Origin of the sequence: Corynebacterium sp. BF-R-2 (assembly GCF_024586525.1) — a bacterium.
In the GTDB taxonomy this organism is placed as follows: domain Bacteria; phylum Actinomycetota; class Actinomycetes; order Mycobacteriales; family Mycobacteriaceae; genus Corynebacterium; species Corynebacterium singulare.
Genome location: NZ_JAMFTP010000013.1, coordinates 43,691 through 60,588 on the forward strand (window position 1 = coordinate 43,691; position 16,898 = coordinate 60,588).

General features: G+C 59.4%; 16 protein-coding genes. 10 read left to right on the top strand and 6 right to left on the bottom strand.

What is annotated here, in order from left to right; genetic code table 11:
* Positions 1-20: 20 nt before the first annotated feature.
* Both M5J09_RS10375 and M5J09_RS10380 read left to right on the top strand, forming a co-directional pair.
* Positions 21-1,103 carry a Xaa-Pro peptidase family protein gene (locus M5J09_RS10375; RefSeq protein WP_257157797.1) on the top strand — a complete coding sequence of 361 codons (1,083 nt, stop codon included), beginning with the start codon at positions 21-23 and terminating at the stop codon, positions 1,101-1,103.
* Positions 1,103-1,837: an SDR family oxidoreductase gene (locus tag M5J09_RS10380; RefSeq protein WP_257157798.1), complete on the top strand. Its 735-nt coding sequence runs from the start codon at positions 1,103-1,105 to the stop codon at positions 1,835-1,837. Before M5J09_RS10375 ends, M5J09_RS10380 begins: the two co-directional genes overlap by 1 nt.
* On the opposite strand, the gene M5J09_RS10385 is transcribed toward M5J09_RS10380, so the two are convergent.
* Positions 1,834-2,631: a cobalamin biosynthesis protein gene (locus M5J09_RS10385; protein ID WP_257157799.1), complete on the bottom strand. Its 798-nt coding sequence runs from the start codon at positions 2,629-2,631 to the stop codon at positions 1,834-1,836. The two genes, M5J09_RS10380 and M5J09_RS10385, sit on opposite strands and share 4 nt — an antisense overlap.
* A 70-nt stretch (positions 2,632-2,701) precedes the next feature.
* On the opposite strand from M5J09_RS10385, the gene M5J09_RS10390 reads away from it, so the two are divergent.
* The 3 genes from M5J09_RS10390 to M5J09_RS10400 are packed head-to-tail and all read left to right on the top strand — an operon-like array spanning position 2,702 to position 5,648.
* On the top strand, positions 2,702-3,256 hold the full coding sequence (locus tag M5J09_RS10390; RefSeq protein ID WP_257157800.1) for an FxsA family protein: 555 nt from the start codon (positions 2,702-2,704) through the stop codon (positions 3,254-3,256).
* Positions 3,256-4,773 carry an apolipoprotein N-acyltransferase gene (lnt, locus tag M5J09_RS10395; RefSeq protein WP_374982122.1) on the top strand — a complete coding sequence of 506 codons (1,518 nt, stop codon included), beginning with the start codon at positions 3,256-3,258 and terminating at the stop codon, positions 4,771-4,773. Before M5J09_RS10390 ends, lnt begins: the two co-directional genes overlap by 1 nt.
* The gene (locus M5J09_RS10400; protein ID WP_042530871.1) at positions 4,773-5,648 is read left to right on the top strand and encodes a polyprenol monophosphomannose synthase; all 876 of its coding nucleotides are present in this window, start codon (positions 4,773-4,775) and stop codon (positions 5,646-5,648) included. The genes lnt and M5J09_RS10400 overlap by 1 nt, the downstream gene beginning before the upstream one ends.
* Positions 5,649-5,773: 125 nt before the next feature.
* On the opposite strand, the gene M5J09_RS10405 is transcribed toward M5J09_RS10400, so the two are convergent.
* Complete coding sequence (locus M5J09_RS10405; RefSeq protein WP_257157801.1) at positions 5,774-6,157, bottom strand: RNA polymerase-binding protein RbpA; 384 nt, start codon at positions 6,155-6,157, stop codon at positions 5,774-5,776.
* 130 nt (positions 6,158-6,287) lie between these two features.
* Here M5J09_RS10405 and M5J09_RS10410 point away from each other — a divergent pair, with 130 nt between their 5' ends.
* The 3 genes from M5J09_RS10410 to M5J09_RS10420 are packed head-to-tail and all read left to right on the top strand — an operon-like array spanning position 6,288 to position 7,518.
* A complete protein-coding gene (locus M5J09_RS10410; RefSeq protein WP_042530875.1) occupies positions 6,288-6,647 on the top strand; it encodes a hypothetical protein in 360 nt (119 codons plus the stop codon).
* A gap of 3 nt (positions 6,648-6,650) precedes the next feature.
* On the top strand, positions 6,651-7,349 hold the full coding sequence (locus M5J09_RS10415) for a YceI family protein (protein ID WP_257157802.1): 699 nt from the start codon (positions 6,651-6,653) through the stop codon (positions 7,347-7,349).
* Between the two features lie 4 nt (positions 7,350-7,353).
* Positions 7,354-7,518: a hypothetical protein gene (locus M5J09_RS10420; RefSeq protein ID WP_186302177.1), complete on the top strand. Its 165-nt coding sequence runs from the start codon at positions 7,354-7,356 to the stop codon at positions 7,516-7,518.
* Between the two features lie 51 nt (positions 7,519-7,569).
* Here the strand turns inward: M5J09_RS10420 and M5J09_RS10425 are convergent, their stop codons facing one another.
* Complete coding sequence (locus tag M5J09_RS10425; protein ID WP_257157803.1) at positions 7,570-8,475, bottom strand: Dyp-type peroxidase; 906 nt, start codon at positions 8,473-8,475, stop codon at positions 7,570-7,572.
* 490 nt (positions 8,476-8,965) lie between these two features.
* Between M5J09_RS10425 and M5J09_RS10430 the strand changes: the two genes are divergently transcribed.
* Entirely contained in the window at positions 8,966-10,336 is a 1,371-nt protein-coding gene (locus M5J09_RS10430; protein WP_257157804.1) for an MFS transporter, read from the top strand.
* Here M5J09_RS10430 and M5J09_RS10435 read toward each other — a convergent pair.
* Complete coding sequence (locus M5J09_RS10435; protein WP_257157805.1) at positions 10,333-11,316, bottom strand: bile acid:sodium symporter family protein; 984 nt, start codon at positions 11,314-11,316, stop codon at positions 10,333-10,335. The genes M5J09_RS10430 and M5J09_RS10435 overlap by 4 nt on opposite strands.
* Before the next feature lie 109 nt (positions 11,317-11,425).
* Here M5J09_RS10435 and M5J09_RS10440 point away from each other — a divergent pair, with 109 nt between their 5' ends.
* Positions 11,426-14,347: an FAD-binding and (Fe-S)-binding domain-containing protein gene (locus tag M5J09_RS10440; protein WP_257157806.1), complete on the top strand. Its 2,922-nt coding sequence runs from the start codon at positions 11,426-11,428 to the stop codon at positions 14,345-14,347.
* Between the two features lie 70 nt (positions 14,348-14,417).
* On the opposite strand, the gene M5J09_RS10445 is transcribed toward M5J09_RS10440, so the two are convergent.
* Positions 14,418-15,548 carry an ABC transporter ATP-binding protein gene (locus tag M5J09_RS10445; protein WP_042530888.1) on the bottom strand — a complete coding sequence of 377 codons (1,131 nt, stop codon included), beginning with the start codon at positions 15,546-15,548 and terminating at the stop codon, positions 14,418-14,420.
* Between the two features lie 26 nt (positions 15,549-15,574).
* On the bottom strand, positions 15,575-16,885 hold the full coding sequence (locus tag M5J09_RS10450) for an ABC transporter substrate-binding protein (protein ID WP_042530890.1): 1,311 nt from the start codon (positions 16,883-16,885) through the stop codon (positions 15,575-15,577).
* Positions 16,886-16,898 lie beyond the last annotated feature (13 nt).

A 16,898-nucleotide genomic window follows, 5' to 3' on the forward strand; every position in this document is an offset into this window, starting at 1 on the left:
AGCGCGGTAGGCTGGCGGGCATGACTGATTATCCTTCCCGCCTTCAGCGCGCCCGTGAGGCAGTGGCTGCCCAAGGAATCGATGTTGCACTGGTAGGCACCGGTGCCGAGTTTGCTTATCTCACCGGTTCCTGGGTGTCCTCCCATGAACGTTTGACCTGCCTAGTGATTCGCCCTGATGCTGAGCCAGTTATCGTGGCTCCCCGCACGGATATCGAATCCCTTGAGGGCGTTGCTGCCCGTTTGCGTGGTTGGAGTGACGGCGAGAATCCCTACGCACTGGCGTTAGAGGGGTGCACTCCGCGAAAGGTGGCGCTGGGTTCAACCCTGACGGCCGATCACGTGTTGCGTTTCCAGGAAGTGCTTGATGGCTCTTCCTTCGTTCTCGCCACCACCGCCCTCGCTGATCTGTTTACGCGCAAAGAGGACGAGGAGATTTCGGAACTGCGCCACGCCGCACGAGCGATCGATGCGGTACATGCGCAGGTACCTGGACTCTTGCAGCCTGGAGGTACCGAAGCCGAGGTTGCCGAGGACCTTCGGACCCTCATCTTGCGAGAGCACACGTCGGTGGATTTCATCATCGTTGGTTCCGGTGCCCACGGCGCGAACCCGCATTATGACTTCGGAGAACGCATTCTTGCAGCAGGGGATCCGGTTGTCGTCGACATCGGAGGTACTGTGCCCTCGGGTTATCACTCCGATTGCACGAGGACTTATGTCGTAGGCGGCGATCCAAGTGCTGCACCAGAGGATTTTCTGGAGGCTTATGCGGTGCTGGAGCAGGCCCAAGCTGCCAGCCGTGCCGCCATCCGCCCGGGAGCGACCGCCCAGGACATTGACCGCGCCACCCGTGAGGTCATTGAGGAAGCTGGCTGGGGAGAGTTCTTTACGCACCGCACTGGCCACGGTATCGGGCTCTCAACCCACGAAGAGCCTTTCATCATGGCGGGAAACAGTTTAGAACTAGCTGCGTCTATGGCCTTTTCCATCGAGCCGGGCATCTACGTGCCCGGGAAATGGGGAATGCGCTTGGAAGATATCGTGGTGACCACTGAGGATGGTTATGAGTCCCTCAACCAGGCACCGAGGGAGCTGCGCTAATGGGAGCACTGCTCATTCTGGGTGGACGCAGCGACATAGGTGGCGAACTCGCCCGCAGGCTCTGCCAGGGCCGCCCGGTGGTGTTGGCTGCGCGTGGTGAGCAAGGCATGGAAGCCCTCAGCGAGGAACTCGTTCATGCCGGGGCAACCGCCGTCCATACACTATCTTTTGATGCCACCCAGGTAGACCAGCACCGCGAAGTAGTGGCACAAGCTGCCCAGCTGGCCGGCGAGGAGATCACAACCGCCGTGGTGGCCTTCGGCATCTTGGGGGATCACAACCGCGCAGAGCACGATGAAGCCCACGCTTTCGATATCGCGCTGGTGGACTATGCAGCGCAGGTGTCCATGCTCACCGTGCTAGCTGATGTCATGACGTCGGGCCACATCGTCGCCTTTTCCTCCATCGCTGGATGGCGAGCCCGCCGCGCCAATTATGTGTACGGCTCGACCAAAGCCGGACTCGATGCCTTCTGCCAAGGGTTGGCTGATCGTCTCCACGGCAGCAATCTTGCCCTCATCACTGCACGGCCAGGCTTCGTTATCGGTTCTATGACCAAGGGAATGAAACCTGCTCCGTTGTCCGTTACGCCAGACAGTGTGGCTGAGGCAGTAACGAAGGCTATCGAGTCGGGAACCCAGTCACGGACCGTGTGGATCCCTCGTGCGCTTCGGCTCCTAGCCTGGGTCATGAAGCTCGTGCCGCGTCCCATCTGGCGGCATATGCCGCGCTAATCCTGAAGGTGCGGCGAGTTCACGTCGAAGATAAAGCCCCGCGGGGCAAGCACCCGCAGAACAACGTCGGCATCGCCATCGGCAAGGTCGTGGATAACGAGGCCGCGCCACGGAGTGACAGTGACCGGCACATCGAGCTGTGCAATCAGTCCGGCGTATTCACCCGGCAAAGCGCCCTTGTGGAGACCCGCGCCCAGATCGACTCGTCCTTCGGCAGTGTGCTCGGTAAGCCAACCAATTGGTGCGGGGTGCAGGGATGCCGCTGCCTCCGCTGCCGAATCTGAAGTAGGGCTATCTACCTCATCTATGGTCTTTAGGAGAGCGGTGATGAGGTCGGGGAGGGCGTCGTCAAGCGCAAGCTCCTCGCCTTTTACCTGACCTGCCTCGATGAGGCGAACAACCGTCGAGTCCTCAGGTGTGCGCAGCTGCAAGCCAGTGGACACGCCCTGGCTGAGGATGTCACCTAGGCCGCCATCGATACCAATAACGGTCTCACGTAAAGCGTTCCCTTCCGCTTCGTGTTCAGCAAGTGCAGCCGAGATCTCTTCAGCCACGCGGGCAGCAACCGATCGCGCCTGCGCAGACAGGGGAGAGGCCACGACGCGTGGAGGAGTCCGTGGAAGAGACACACTGCTCACCGCAGCCTCATCATCAACTCCGCGAAGGGTGAGCACGCTGTGCTCTTCGAGATACACATAGCCATCGGCGTGCTCGCGCGCGACCTGGCCCAGCGCTAGCCACTGCTCAGGGGTGACCACGCCGCCGGCGGGATAGAAGTGCAGGGTATGGGACATGGTGGGCTAGTCTAATAGGCCTGGGAGGGGCAACAGCGAACCGGCTGGTAAAGCAAGTAGGGTAGGCAGCATGCCCTTTGTTCTGTTCATCGCGTACATCCTTCTGGAAACCCTCGCCTTCTGGGCCGTCGCGCAGTGGATCGGCGTCCTCTGGGCCCTACTTGCCCTAGCGCTGACCATGTTCTTCGGCATGACCATTGCCAGCCTGGAGGTGCGCCGCATGATGTCGAGCCGCATCCGCCAAGCAGGAGATGGCATGTACTTCATGGAGGATCCGACCCCTGGAAAGACAGCCGGCAACGTGGGCCTGACGATGGTGGGAGGCATTCTGCTATCCATGCCTGGCTTCGTGTCTACTGTGCTCGGTGCGCTGTTTATCTTTGCACCAACGCGTTCGCTGATTCGCATGATGCTAGCAGCGTCGATGTTTAAGAAGATTGAGGACATGGGCATCCGCGCCTATGAGGCCTCTCCGATGGCTCAGCACCGAGACTCCTATGGTTCCTTCGGCAACGCCGGCCCGATGACGCCGAATACCCCGTCTCCTGAAGTGATCGACGAGGACGAGCTGCGGGATTGGACCAAGAACGTCAAGCCTGAGGACTTTGAGGACGGCAAGAACTAGTGCTGGGGATTATCGCTCGACTGATCCTGGCGGCCACATCCGGCGCCGTCACCTACCTCGCCATCGAACCGCGGGGTTGGTGGGCAGCCGGAATTATCGGCGTGGCGCTGCTGGTGGCTGCGCTCGCGCCGTGGCGCACGACTGAGCCTTCCTTGGCATGGTCCGCACTCATCGCCGCAGTGCACAGTGCTGTGCTCTACGTGTTCACACTGCCGTGGATTGGCGAGCTTGTGGGCTCGATGCCCTATATCGCACTGGCGTTGTTTTTGTCCCTCTACAGCATCCTGCTCGGCATCGGCGGGTCTGCGCTGCTGCGCTGGAAGTACGGCTTCGCGCTCTTCCCTTTCTTTTATGTTGCGGTGGAGATGCTGCGCTCTTCGGTACCTTTCGGCGGCTTTTCCTGGGTCCGCCTGGCCTGGGGGCAAATTGAGGGGCCACTGGCTAACCTCGCACCGTGGGGAGGCCCCGCTCTCATCACCTTCGCAGCAGTGTGTGCAGCCGCAGGTGTGGTGGGATTGGCTCGTGCACCGAGGCTCGCCTGCGCGCTCATTGCGCTTCCCCTGCTGGCAGGCATTCTGGCAGGACAGGGGATAGGTCGTGATTCACGGACCACGGGAACGGTGACCATCGCGGCAGTGCAGGGCAACGTCCCGCGGCTTGGCCTGGACTTCGCAGCGCAACGCCGCGCGGTGCTGGACAACCACGTGCGCGTCACTGAACAAGCCGCCCACAACGGCGCACACCCTGACATCGTCATCTGGCCCGAGAATGCCTCCGATATCAATCCGTTCACTAACAAGGACGCACGGATGCTTATCGACGCCGCCTCCCGCGACATCAACGCCCCCATCCTCGTCGGCACATTAACGACAGATGAGGTGGGCGCGCGCAACACCATGCAGGTGTTCAACCCGGATGGTTCGGCAGGTGAGCATCACCACAAGAAGTACCTGCAGCCTTTTGGCGAGACCATGCCGATGCGCGACTTCTTTGCCAAGATCACCGATCTGGTGGAGCTTGCAGGGGATATGAAACCCGGAGATGGGCCCGGTGTAGTCACCATGGCTGGCACGACGGTGGGCATTGCCACTTGCTATGAGGTGAGCTTTGACCAGGCCGTCCGCACTGCCATCGATAACGGCGCGCAGATCCTGACCACGCCTACCAACAACGCCACCTTCAGCGATTCCGACATGACCTACCAGCAACTCGCGATGAGCCGGTTGCGAGCGATGGAAGCTGACCGGGCCGTCGTCGTGGCCGCGACCTCTGGAGTCTCCGCCATCGTTCATCCAGACGGCAGCGTGAGCCAAGCTAGTGGCATCTTTGAGCCTGCCTACCTTGAAGAAGAACTCCCGCTACGAGAAGGACGTACTTTTGCGGTGCGTTATGGTTCGATCCTGCAATGGCTCATGACTATTATTGGAACGGTCTGCGCGCTGCTGGCGGTCTATTCCACTTCCTTTACTACCCGGAGCAGCACGCCTCGTCTTAAACCCAAAGGAGCAAAGAACTAGTGAGCTCGACCCGCGAATCCACCCTGGTCATCATCCCTACCTACAATGAGATTGAGAACCTGCCGCTGATTACCGGCCGCGTGCGTAAAGCCACGCCTGAGGTTCACATCCTCATCGTTGACGATAACTCCCCGGATGGCACCGGCGAGGCAGCCGACAAGCTGGCAGCGGAGGACTCCAACCTTCACGTGCTGCACCGCGAGGGCAAGGGCGGCCTGCTGGGAGCTTATATCGCTGGCTTTGAGTGGGGTCTGGAGAAGGATTACCAGGTCCTGTGTGAAATGGATGCGGATGGCTCCCACGCACCAGAGCAGCTGCACCTGCTGCTCGAGGAGATTGAGAAGGGAGCCGACCTCGTCATTGGCTCCCGCTACGTGCCGGGCGGCGAAACCGTCAACTGGCCGGCCAACCGTGAGCTTCTCTCGCGTCTGGGCAACAAGTACATCTCCGTCGCACTCGGCGCAGGAATCAGCGACATGACCGCCGGCTACCGTGCCTTCCGCCGTGAGCTGCTCGAGCACCTTGACTTCGATGACCTGTCTAAGGCCGGTTACATCTTCCAGGTGGACGTGGCTTTCCGCGCCATCAAGGATGGTTTTGACGTCCGCGAGGTGCCGATCACCTTTACCGAGCGTGAGCTGGGAGAATCCAAGCTGGACGGTTCTTTTGTTAAGGACTCCCTCCTTGAGGTCACCAAGTGGGGCGTTGCTCACCGTTCCGAGCAGGTCAGCGATTTCAGTGGTGAAGTGTCCAAGCTGGCCAGCCGCACCGTGGAAGATCTCGAACTCGGCGCAAAGGCCACCAAGATCAAGAACGCCGTGAGCGAGTTTATCGGTGACGTTACCCACTTGGTTCAGCGCTCGAGCAAGCGCTAGCCGTCTGAGCTAGCGCTGCAGTGGCCAGAACTAGCAATGACCGACGCGCAGCATCAATAGAACAAAAATAGGGTAGAGGCTCCCATGGGGCCTCTACCCTTTAACTTTGCCAAAGCGCAGTCCAGCTAGGACTCGCTTTCTTCCTGTTCCTTTTGCTCCTTGAGCAGGCGGGCAGCAGCGCGGCGGCGGGAGCGAAGGTTATCAATGCGCTCCGTCAGCAACTCATCCAGTTCCTCGATGGAGCGGCGCTCACGCAGCATGTCCCAGTGGGTACGCGGCGGCTTGGTGGGCTTGGATTCCACGCCTTCGCCTTCGACAAGGGTGCCGAGCCTACCGTTCTTGCACATCCACTCCTCAGGGATCTCCGCATCGTCAGCGAACGGCACCTCATAGATTTCGCCGTCCTCAGTGCGGTACTTCACCATCTGGCGGGGTGCCAAGTCGTGGTCACGGTCGGTTTCGTAGCTCACAGCGCCCATACGGCTGCCACGAAGCACGCGATCTGCCATGCAACATCATCCTTTTCAAGTAGTGAGGGAGGGATCAGGATCGACCTTTATCACTTAAAGTTCCTCCAGTATAACGAACAGGCTTTAGCCTTTGTTCCCACCCTCAGCTTTATGGGCTAAGGTGTGTGGAGTGATTGGTACACAGGATCGGCAGCCGGGGTCGCCGCGTCGCAACAACGCCGCAACCTGCCAATGGTGCGGCAAGGAGATTGCGCAAGGCGGCCGAGGACGCCCACGCAAGTTCTGCTCGGCCTCCTGCAAGCAGCGTGCATATGAACAGCGTCAGAATGTTGCCGGAACCACGATTCCTGCCGATGCCGTCATCCTAACCCCGGACAAAGCCGACCAGCTCCGGGATGGACTCTTTGAACTGCGGTGCTGTGCGGAGGATGTGGCTACGGCGGCGTCGGAAAGCGCCAGCGCCGAAGAGATGAAGGAATTGTGTACCGAACTGGTGACGTTGGCTCGCAATCTGGAGGAATTGAGATAGAACATGAAATCGCTGTTAGGTAACCGCAAACTAGTCATCACTGTCTTCGTGATCCTGATCCTAGCTTCGACAGCACTGGCCCTTGGTCCGATGGTGTTTTCGCTGGTCATGGGCCGCGGCGTCAAGACTGAGCCGATCAATCTGGACAGGGTTAAGGCAGCAACCACAGAGCTCGATGGTGAGTGGCACGTGGTGAAGGGCTCTCCCTACAACTTCACGTCCGCCGGCTTTACTATCGATGAAATCCTGCCCGCTGACAAACGCACGACCTCCGGTTCCACCAAGGAAGTGACTGGTCAGGCCAGTATTTCGGGTTCTACCGTCAAAGAAGCAACCATTACCGTCGACATGACCACGCTGACTACGGATAAGAAGGTTCGTGACCAGAACATGAAGACGAAGCTCTTTGAGGTCGCCGACTTCCCAGAGTCCACGTTTACGTTAACCACCCCGGCTGATCTCTCCGCTGTGCCTGATGATGCCTCACCGGCCACCGTCTCGCTCACCGGTGACTTGACCATCCACGGTGAGACCAAGAACGTGACCACCGATTTCCAGGTCGTTCGAGATGGAGACACCATCATCCTCGGCGGCGATATCCCGATTAATCGCTTGGATTTCGGCGTAGAGACTCCCGAGATGATCGCCGCCAAGATTTCTGAGGTCGGCGAAGTGAACGTCCGCGTGACCCTTCAGAAGTAGCACCATGGAATCTCGACACCTCATCACCGTCCTCTGGGTGCGCCTCGCTGTGCTTGCGGGTTTCGGAATCTTTATCTGGTTTACGGGTACGAAAGTCCTGGCGGCGTTCTCAGCAGTTCTGGTTGCTTTAACTCTCATACAACTCGTCATTGCCTACCGACAGCGCTAAAATGCCCAATTTCCCCGTACTTCCATATACCCCCATTACAGTCACTTGACTTTAATGGGGAAGTTCATCGAAGCTCTTCAGGAGATCCGCACTGGGGACGAAGAAGTTCGTTCCGGTTAAGGCGGTGGAAAAATCGAGAATGCGATCATAATTACCGGCAGGCTCGCCAACAAACATCTGACGCAGACGCTTGTTGATATTTTCCGGATCATTCGCATAACCAATAAAGTAGGTGCCCATCTCGCCGGAGGCGAAGGAACCAAAGACCATATTCTCGCGGTAGATATCCTCATCGAGGTCATTGAGCGCAACGTGGGAGTTACTGGGCTTGTCCGCTTCACCAAGCTCAATATCGTCCGCTTTGGTGCGCCCAATAACTTTTTCTTGCTCCTCAGTGGTTAGCTCGTGCCACGCGTCCATGTCATGGATGTATTTTTGTACTGTGACGTAAGATCCGCGTGGATAATCAGCATCGTCGCCGAGTAGCACCGCATCCAAAGCCTCCTGCGCCAGGGGGTTTGCCGTTCCATCCACGAAGCCTAGAAGATCGCGCTGGTCAAGGTATTTAAAGCCGTGCGTCTCATCGACCACGGTGGCAGCCGGACCGAGCTGGTCGAGCACTTGACGAGCCAGCTCATGGCAGAGGTCGTAACTATTGGCACGGAAGTGCAGCAAGATATCGCCAGGAGTTGCCGGCGCCTTGTGCGCGGCGTCAATGGCCTCAAACTCACGGAGATGCTGAGGAATGGGCGCGGTGGTGAGGCGCGGCCACAGAGAAGCGCCAATGCCCACGACGGTGAATAGATCCGCCTCGTTATAGCGGAAGTTGACTGACTTATATAGTCCGCTGAATCCGGTGAGCATATCCCGAACCGCATCCTCGCCGCCGGGATTGATATCAAGGACGAGAAAGAGCGCAGCCCGCGACGGCTTATCTACGATGTGCTGAATAGTCATATATCCCAGTGTAGCTACCGGAGGGTGGGACGAGGCAGCGCCGTCAGTACCACAGCCTAGCACTGCTTATATAACTGTCCGATAATGTACATTATGTCAGATAATGCGGCGACCTCAGTTCCCCGCCACTACGCCAACCGCGCACATCGCGCTACCTCCCTCGCGCTACCTGGCACCCATTTCCCCAGACCTCAAACCCCAGACATGCAGGTCACTCTTCGCCTGCGCTTTCCGGCACCTTCCCGCCGACCAGCATGTCTGGGGGGCCAGGTCTGGGGGTTTACATAAGGCTGCCCCGAGCTACACGGCACCTTGCGGGCTATCAACAACACTGCAAGCGCTTCATCGCAAGGCTAACCGCTTCATCACATAGCGCCTCAGGCCCTCCGCCGGAAAATATTTCACCGCATGAGACTTGTGTTCCAGACTGTGAGACTTTATGATTTCTAATAACCAATCATCCTATTGAAATTCCAAGGAGGACGCCCCAATGACTGCAATAGACAGCGCACGACCTGCGCAAGCAAGCAGCCCGGCTGAGCTCACCTCACGAGACCGTGTACGCATCGCCGTAGCTTCAACCATCGGCACCACAATTGAGTTCTATGACTTCTATATTTATGCCACCGCAGCTGTAGCCGTCTTTCCTTTCCTCTTCTTCCCCAAGACCGAGGATCCGACGGTTGCCTTGCTGCAATCCTTCGCCACCTTCGGCCTAGCGTTTATTGCCCGCCCCGTGGGCTCAGTCCTCTTTGGACACTTCGGCGACCGCATCGGCCGCAAAGCCACCCTAGTGGGTGCCCTGCTGACCATGGGAATCGCGACCTTTATCATCGGTCTGCTGCCCACGTACCAGACGGCAGGCATTATTGCCCCGGCGCTGCTTGCCCTCATGCGCTTCTGCCAGGGGCTGGGCCTGGGCGGCGAATGGTCCGGTGCTGCGCTGCTGGCCTCCGAGACTGCTAAGGACGGAAAACGTGCATTTGCCGCGATGTGGCCTCAGTTCGGAGCTCCGGTTGGCTTTCTGTTGGCCAATGGCTTCTTCCTGACCCTGGTTGCAACGTTAGACTACAACCGTGGTGATACCACGGGCGCGTTCATGGAATGGGGCTGGCGCCTGCCTTTCTTGGCCTCGGCGGTCATGGTCCTTATTGGCCTGTACGTGCGGTTGCGCTTGGAGGAAACCCCGGTCTTCCAGAAGGCCGTGGACCAAGGCAAGAAGGCTAAAACTCCTATGGTCGAAGCCTTCAAGACCTCGTGGAAGCCAATGATCATCGGCACCTTCGTCATGGTCTCCTGCTACACCCAGTTCTACCTGGTAACCACGTGGATTTTGTCCTACGGTATTGGTGATAAGGAACTGGGCCTCGGCTTGGGCATTCCCTATTTGGAGTTCCTGGAGATTCAGCTGATCTCCATCTTCATGTTCATCCTCGGCATTCCGGTTTCCTCTATGCTCTCCGATAAATATGGCCGCAAGCCCATTCTCGTGGCAACCTCCATCGTGATGATTGCCTTCGGCTTCAGCTTCCCGTACTTCCTGGGCATCGAGGTAGCTGACCGCAACTCGGTCTTGGGCTTCCTGCTGATCGGCATGTTCTGCATGGGTCTTATCTTCGGCCCAATGTCTGCCGTTCTTCCGGAGCTCTTCCCCACCAATGTCCGCTACACGGGATCGGGAATTGCCTACAATGTTTCCTCCATCCTCGGTGCTGCCGTTGCGCCGTTCATCGCCACGTGGCTAGTTCGTGAGTACAACGTCAACTACGTGGGCTACTACCTCATCGCCGTCTGCTTCGTCTCTCTCATCGCCATCCTCATCATGAAAGAGCTGAAGGACCAAGACCTCAGCGAGGTCTAGCCTGCCTTCTGAGTAGCCAGCTCTTCATCCATCGGCGCTTCATCAAGCGGCGTGCGGCGCACAATAGCGGAAAAGATAGCGCCGGTGACATTGGCCCACACAGCGGCCACCACGCCTGGGAGGGCCGCCTCCGGGGTAAAGAACTGCAGCGCTAAGGCTGACGCCAGGCCGGAGTTCTGGGTGGCCACCTCAATGGCCGTGGTGCGGGCAGCGGACTCGCGTTCACGGGCTAGCTTGGCCAAGTAGTAGCCACAAAGGAAACCAATAGCGTTCTGGATGGCTACGCCCACGAAGACAATGAGACCCACGGTCACCAGCTTGTCCTGTGACTGTGACACCACCGCCATGACCACCGCTCCGATGCCGGCGATGGCCACCCACGGCAGTACGGGAAGGATCTTGTCCACGACCGTGCTCGCGATGACCCGCAGTAGCAGGCCGAGTCCCACGGGGATCAGAACGGTCTGCACTAGTGACCACATCATGCCGGCGCCGTCGACATCCGCCGTCTCACCGGCCAACCACAGCATGAGCAGCGGAGTCATGATGGGTGATACCAGCGTGGACACCGACGTCATTGCGACGGATAATGCAACGTCTCCTTTCGCCAGATAGGCCATGACGTTGGAGGCCGTGCCGCCGGGGACGGAGCCGAGGAGGATGAGGCCGACAGTGGCGGCGTCGGAAAGCCCCAGTATTTTCGCCACCAGCAGGGCGCTCGTCGGCATAATGGCAAATTGGCAGAGAACCCCGAGGAAAATGGGCAGCGGGCGTTTCGCCACTAGAGCCAAGTCCGGAAAGGTGAGCGTGAGACCCATGGAGAACATGATCACCATGAGCAACTGCTTGGTGTACTGCCCCACCGGCTCGAAAGTACTCGGGGACATAAAGGCCACGGCGGCGCAGGCAACAATAACGAGGGGGAAGGCATAGACGGCGAGTTTCTCGCCAGCCTCCCCCTCCGTGCGCGGGCTGTTCATAACGTGTCCTTTCCTTATCACATCTCATTGAGTGAACTAAGTATCCCACATCACAGTCGAGGTGTACCCCATTTAGTCCCTATTTACTGTCAAGCGATAGATTAGAGATATGTCAAAGCTCTTCAGCCCCGATACCTCTCGCCTTACCCGCCCAGAAGGAACCACCAGCCAGGCCGACGCCGTCTCCGCCCGCTACCGCCACGGCTCCCCCGCCGAGCTCGTCGCGGACATGGAAGCCATCGTTGGGGCAGATAACGTCCACGGGCGCCTCACCGACCTCGTTCGTTTCTCTTCCGACGCCGGCCCCTACCGCTCTATTCCCAACATCGTGGTCTCCCCACGCAATGCCGCTGACCTCTCCGCACTCATGGCATACTGCGAGACCAATAACCGCCACATGACCTTCCGTGCCGCCGGTACCTCCCTCAACGGCCAGGCCATGAGCGATGACATCCTCGTCGACGTCAAAACGCACTTCTCCGGCATGGAAGTTCGCGAGAACGGACGGACCCTATGGGCGCGCCCGGGTGTGATCCTCGGTGATGCCCAAGCTGTGCTCTCCCGCCACGGCTTCATGCTGGGCCCCGATCCGGGGTCGACCTCGGTCTGCACCATCGGAGGCGTTCTCGCGGACAACTCTGGTGGTATGCGCTGCTCGCTCGAGCGCGATAGCTATCACTGCGTTGAGGACCTCACCTTCGTCCTGCCCTCCGGCACCATCGTGGATACGGCTCGCGGCGATGAGGTCTTCCGCGCCCAAGAGCCGAAGCTCCACGCTGACCTGTTGGCTTTCCGGGACAGGTTACGCGCCAACACTACAATGGTGGAGTTCCTGCGCACGAAGTTCTCCATCCGCAATACCAACGGATTGCGCATCGACGCGTTCTTGGATGAGGACGAGCCGGTGCACATTCTCAAGCGCCTGCTCGTGGGCTCCGAGGGCATTTTTGGTGCCATCACCGAGTCCGTCATCCGCACAGTGAAGTTGCCGCGCGTGAAGGCCACGACGTGGGTCGAGCTGCCGAACTTGCGCGATGCCGCCAACTTTGTCCACCCCATCATGGAGACCGGTGCGGAAGCCTGCGAGTTGCTCGTCGCTCCCGTGATGCGCCGCTCCGCTGAGCACTACGCCCACGCACCGGAGTCCTGGCGCACCCTCGACGATGACGCGGCGGCCCTTCTCGTGGAGGTTGGCGGCAGCGATGAAGAGGAACTCAACCAGGCTATGGAGCGTCTTCGCGCCGTGCTTGCCGACGCCCCACTGCTGAGCCCCCTCGAATTCCTCACCACCCCAGAGGGGATGCGTGGAGCCTGGGAGCTGCGCAATGGCCTCTATGGTCTGCTCGGCGCTGACCGTCCCAATGGGACGGCTTACATCACCGAAGACGTCTGCTTCCCGCCGTCCCAGGTGGGCGAAGCTGCAGCAGATCTTATGGATCTGCAGGCCAAGTACGGGTATCCCGAGTCTGTTATGGGCCACGCCGCCTTTGGCAACCTCCACTTCTTCTTCACCCCGCGCTTTGACCGCGAAGAAGAACGCGAGTCTTATGCTAACTTCCTCGATGACCTCGCTGAACTGGTCATCGACAAGTACCAGGGATCAATGAAGGCCGAGCACGGCACCGGCGTGAACATGGCTCCCTACCTAGAGCACGAATGGGGTACGGAGGCTTTTGAGCTTTTCTGGGAAGTCAAGAACATGATCGACCCCAAGGGCATCCTCGCTCCCAATGTGAAGCTCACCCGGGATGAAACCATTCACTTGCGCAATTTCAAGTCCTTCCCCAAGGTCGAAGACGAGATTAACCCGTGCGTGGAATGCGGTTTCTGTGAGCCGGTCTGTCCCTCGCGGCATGCCACGGTCACCCCGCGCCAGCGCATCGTGCTGCGCCGCGAGATGGCGCGCCAAGAAGAGGGTTCCGAGGTTCTTGCCCAGCTGCAGGAAGAGTACCAGTACGATGCCGTGGACATGTGTGCGGCCGACGGCACGTGCTCTATTCCCTGCCCCATCAGTATCGATACGGGTGCCGTGATGAAGCAGCTGCGCGCCAAGCAGGCAACACCTGCCCGCGAGAAGGTGGCGCTGACCACGGCCCAGCGTTGGGATGTGGTGGAAAAACTAGCGCGCGCCGGTGTTATTTCGGCTAACAAAGTGCCACACAAGCCGCTAGAGCTGGGTGCGAACATGGCCCGCAACGTCGTGGCGCCCGACCTGCTGCCGACTGTTCCCGGCCCGCTGCCGAAGGGCGCATCACGCCTGCCACAGACCCCGCGCGCGGGTGCCCAGGCGCTCTACTTCCCTGCCTGCATCAACCGCATTTTCGGCCGCCCGGCTGGTTCGGCCCAGGATTCAGTGGACCTGCCCCGCGCCGTCGTGGAACTCGGGCGCCGTGCGGGCCAGCCGGTGTGGATCCCGGAGGATGTCGCCGGTGATTGCTGCGGCACGCCGTGGTCCTCCAAGGGCTACAAAGAAGGTTTCGAATACCAAGCACAGAAGATCGTTCGCGACCTGTGGCACTGGTCTGAGCATGGCCGCCTGCCCATCGTGGTCGATGCTGCCAGCTGTACCCACGGTCTGCTGGATTCGGTTCCGGACGCACTGTCTGCGGCCGACCAAGAACTCTGGAAGGACCTGCGCATCCTTGATCTCGTGGAGTGGCTACGAGATGAAATTGCACCGCACCTACCGATTGTCAAAAACATGGGATCCATTGCCGTTCACCCCACGTGCTCGACGGATCACATGGGCATCAGCCAAGACCTTGTCGACTTGGCCAACCTCTGCGGTGACGCCAAAGTACCCGAAGGTGCGATGTGCTGCGGCTCCGCTGGTGACCGCGTCATGCTCCACCCGGAGCTCGTCGAGTCCGCTACTCGCGAGGAACGCGCCTCGCTCGACGCTGAGCACTTCGAAGCGTACGTCTCCGATAACCGCACCTGCGAGATGGGGCTCGAGATGATCGCGGGCAAGACCTATGACTCTATTGCTGTGCTTCTCGAACGCGCGTCTCGTCCGGTCGTGACCCCATAGCAACGCGCCGGTGGCGGTTCCCTGCGTGGGAAGCCCTACCACCGGCGCGTCGGATGTGGTGAAACCAGTTTTAGAGGTAGTCGTAGTTGATTTCGGTATCTGGGGCGAAGAACACGCAACCGCCTTTCATCGGGCGCAGGTAGATCGTGTCGCCCTGGTGCACGTCAATGCCGCGCGGTACCTTCACTGTGATCCGGTCACCACGGACCGCGATGACGTCGTCAGCCGACTCCTCGCGGCTGCCGTAGACGTACAGTTCGGAGCCTAGGTGCTCGACAATATCGACCCGGACCGGGAGACCATACTGCTCACCGGGCTGGTTCACACCGACGATTTCCCAGTTCTCTGGGCGCACGCCGACGATGACGCGATCCGAATTCACCTTCGCCGCCTGCTCCTGTGGCATGTAGTAGTCCAGAGCATGGTCCTTGCCGCCAACGACACGCCCGTCAACGAACGGGACGTTCTCGATGAGGGTCATAGCCGGCGAACCGATGAACGTCGCCACGAAGGAGTTGCCGGGGTTCTCATACAGCGTGTTCGGCGCATCAACCTGCTGGATGATGCCCTGTTTGAGAACGCACACGCGATCTCCCATGGTCATCGCCTCAGTCTGGTCATGGGTAACGTAGACCGTTGTGGTGTTGAGCTCGCGCTGCAGCTGCAGGATTTGCGCACGCGTGGAGACACGCAGCTTTGCATCCAGGTTAGACAGCGGCTCATCCATAAGGAAGACCTTGGGCTGGCGCACGATAGCGCGCCCCATGGCCACACGCTGGCGCTGGCCACCCGACATCGCGGACGGCTTGCGGTCGATAAGGTCTTCCAGCTCGAGCATCTTTGCGGCAAAGTTCACGCGCTCTTCGATGGTTGCCTTATCCACCTTGGCGTTTTGCAATGCAAACGCCATGTTCTGGCGCGCTGTCATATTGGGATACAGCGCATAGGACTGGAACACCATGGCTACATCGCGGTCCCGCGAACGGGTCTCAGTCACGTCAGCCCCATCGATGAAGATCTGCCCTTCGTCGATTGGCTCAAGGCCAGCGAGCATGCGCAATGTCGTCGACTTACCGCAGCCCGACGGTCCGACGAGTACCAAGAATTCGCCATCCTTGATATCGAGGTTAATGCGGCTGACCGCCGGAGGCTTCTTCGGATCGTAAATCCTGGAAGCTTGGCGGAATTCAACAGTAGCCATGATGTCCTTTCAAACGATGCGAAGAGTTACTTCAGCTTCGGGGTGATGTCACGGTCGATAACGCTCTGAGTCTCCTTCTGCAGGTCACCGAATGCGGACTCCACGTCCTCATTGCCCACAGTGATGCGGTCAAGAACGCCACCAATACGCTGTCCACCGCCTGGCACGAAGACGCGTGCGTAATCCTGCGGCTTAGTGTTCTCGTTGAGCTGCTCGATTGCGGTCTGAGCGTTCGGGTTCTCCTCCAAGAACTTCTTCTCTTCCGGATCATCCAGGGCGTCCTTGCGCACCGGCATGTAGCCCGTCTTCTGGGAGAACTTGATGGTGTTCTCGGTGTTCGTCAGGAAGTCAATGAACTTGACCGCATTAGCCTTGCGCTCGTCGGAAATGCCAGCCGGGACGGCAAGACCAGCACCACCGGTGGCTGCCGAGGGGCCCGGGCCCGGCAGGTAGGTGGTAATGAACGGGATCGTCGCCGTCTCCTTCAGACCACCCAGGGAACCGGTGGACTCCAGAAGACCGGAGGCCTTTCCGGAGCCGAATGCGACGGTCGGGTCGGTAGAGATTTCGATGTGACCGGCCTTGACCTGGTCCTGCAGGAACTTACCGGCCTCGATGGACTCCTTGGAGGTAAAGTTCGGTTCCCACTCATCAGAGTAAGAACCACCGAAGGCCCAAATCATGCCCTGGAAGTACCAGTCGAGGTAGTTGGAGCCATCCGGTACGGTGACGGCAGGCTTGTCGAGCTTGTCCTTGATCTTGGTTGCCCACTCGTCGAACTCTTCCCAGTCCTTCGGACCACGGTCGGTGGGAAGACCAGCTGCCTTGAGGTCATCGGTATTCCAGTACATCAGGTTCGTGGAGCGGGAGTACGGAACGCCGTAGTGCTTGTCCTTGTACTTGTAGTCCTCACGCAGGGTGTCCACGTAGCTCTCAGAGTCAATATCGTTCATCTCCCACAGCTCATCGAGCGGCGTGGTGGCCTCATTCAGCGCGAAATTGAACCAGGTGACGTCAGACGCAACGAGGACGTCAGGCAGGTCGCCACCTGCGAGGGCAGCGTTGAAGCGCTGTGCAACTTCCTCATAGTTGGAACCGGCGGTGACCAGTTCAACCTTCAGATCGGGGTTTTCTTTCTCGAACTCATCGATGAGCTCCTGCTCCAAGTCGCGGGAGGAACCCGGGTGGTTGGACCAGAAGGTGATGGTGTTGGCGTCGCCGCCGTCCTTGGAACCGCTTCCTGCGGTGGTCGAGCCACCAGCACAGGCGGTCAGGGACACAGTGGTCAGGAGTGCTGCACAAACGGCAACGATGCGGGTAGAAGTCTTACGAGACATGGTGGAGGTTCTC

Excerpts from the sequence above, each read along its gene's own strand:
- M5J09_RS10375 (WP_257157797.1), top strand. The coding sequence starts at position 21 with ATGACTGATTATCCTTCCCGCCTTCAGCGCGCCCGTGAGGCAGTGGCT.
- M5J09_RS10405 (WP_257157801.1), bottom strand. The coding sequence starts at position 6,157 with ATGGCAGATCGCGTGCTTCGTGGCAGCCGTATGGGCGCTGTGAGCTAC.
- M5J09_RS10450 (WP_042530890.1), bottom strand. The coding sequence starts at position 16,885 with ATGTCTCGTAAGACTTCTACCCGCATCGTTGCCGTTTGTGCAGCACTC.
- M5J09_RS10430 (WP_257157804.1), top strand. The coding sequence starts at position 8,966 with ATGACTGCAATAGACAGCGCACGACCTGCGCAAGCAAGCAGCCCGGCT.
- M5J09_RS10445 (WP_042530888.1), bottom strand. The coding sequence starts at position 15,548 with ATGGCTACTGTTGAATTCCGCCAAGCTTCCAGGATTTACGATCCGAAG.
- M5J09_RS10425 (WP_257157803.1), bottom strand. The coding sequence starts at position 8,475 with ATGACTATTCAGCACATCGTAGATAAGCCGTCGCGGGCTGCGCTCTTT.
- M5J09_RS10390 (WP_257157800.1), top strand. The coding sequence starts at position 2,702 with ATGCCCTTTGTTCTGTTCATCGCGTACATCCTTCTGGAAACCCTCGCC.
- M5J09_RS10415 (WP_257157802.1), top strand. The coding sequence starts at position 6,651 with ATGAAATCGCTGTTAGGTAACCGCAAACTAGTCATCACTGTCTTCGTG.
- M5J09_RS10440 (WP_257157806.1), top strand. The coding sequence starts at position 11,426 with ATGTCAAAGCTCTTCAGCCCCGATACCTCTCGCCTTACCCGCCCAGAA.
- M5J09_RS10435 (WP_257157805.1), bottom strand. The coding sequence starts at position 11,316 with ATGAACAGCCCGCGCACGGAGGGGGAGGCTGGCGAGAAACTCGCCGTC.
- M5J09_RS10380 (WP_257157798.1), top strand. The coding sequence starts at position 1,103 with ATGGGAGCACTGCTCATTCTGGGTGGACGCAGCGACATAGGTGGCGAA.
- M5J09_RS10420 (WP_186302177.1), top strand. The coding sequence starts at position 7,354 with ATGGAATCTCGACACCTCATCACCGTCCTCTGGGTGCGCCTCGCTGTG.
- M5J09_RS10385 (WP_257157799.1), bottom strand. The coding sequence starts at position 2,631 with ATGTCCCATACCCTGCACTTCTATCCCGCCGGCGGCGTGGTCACCCCT.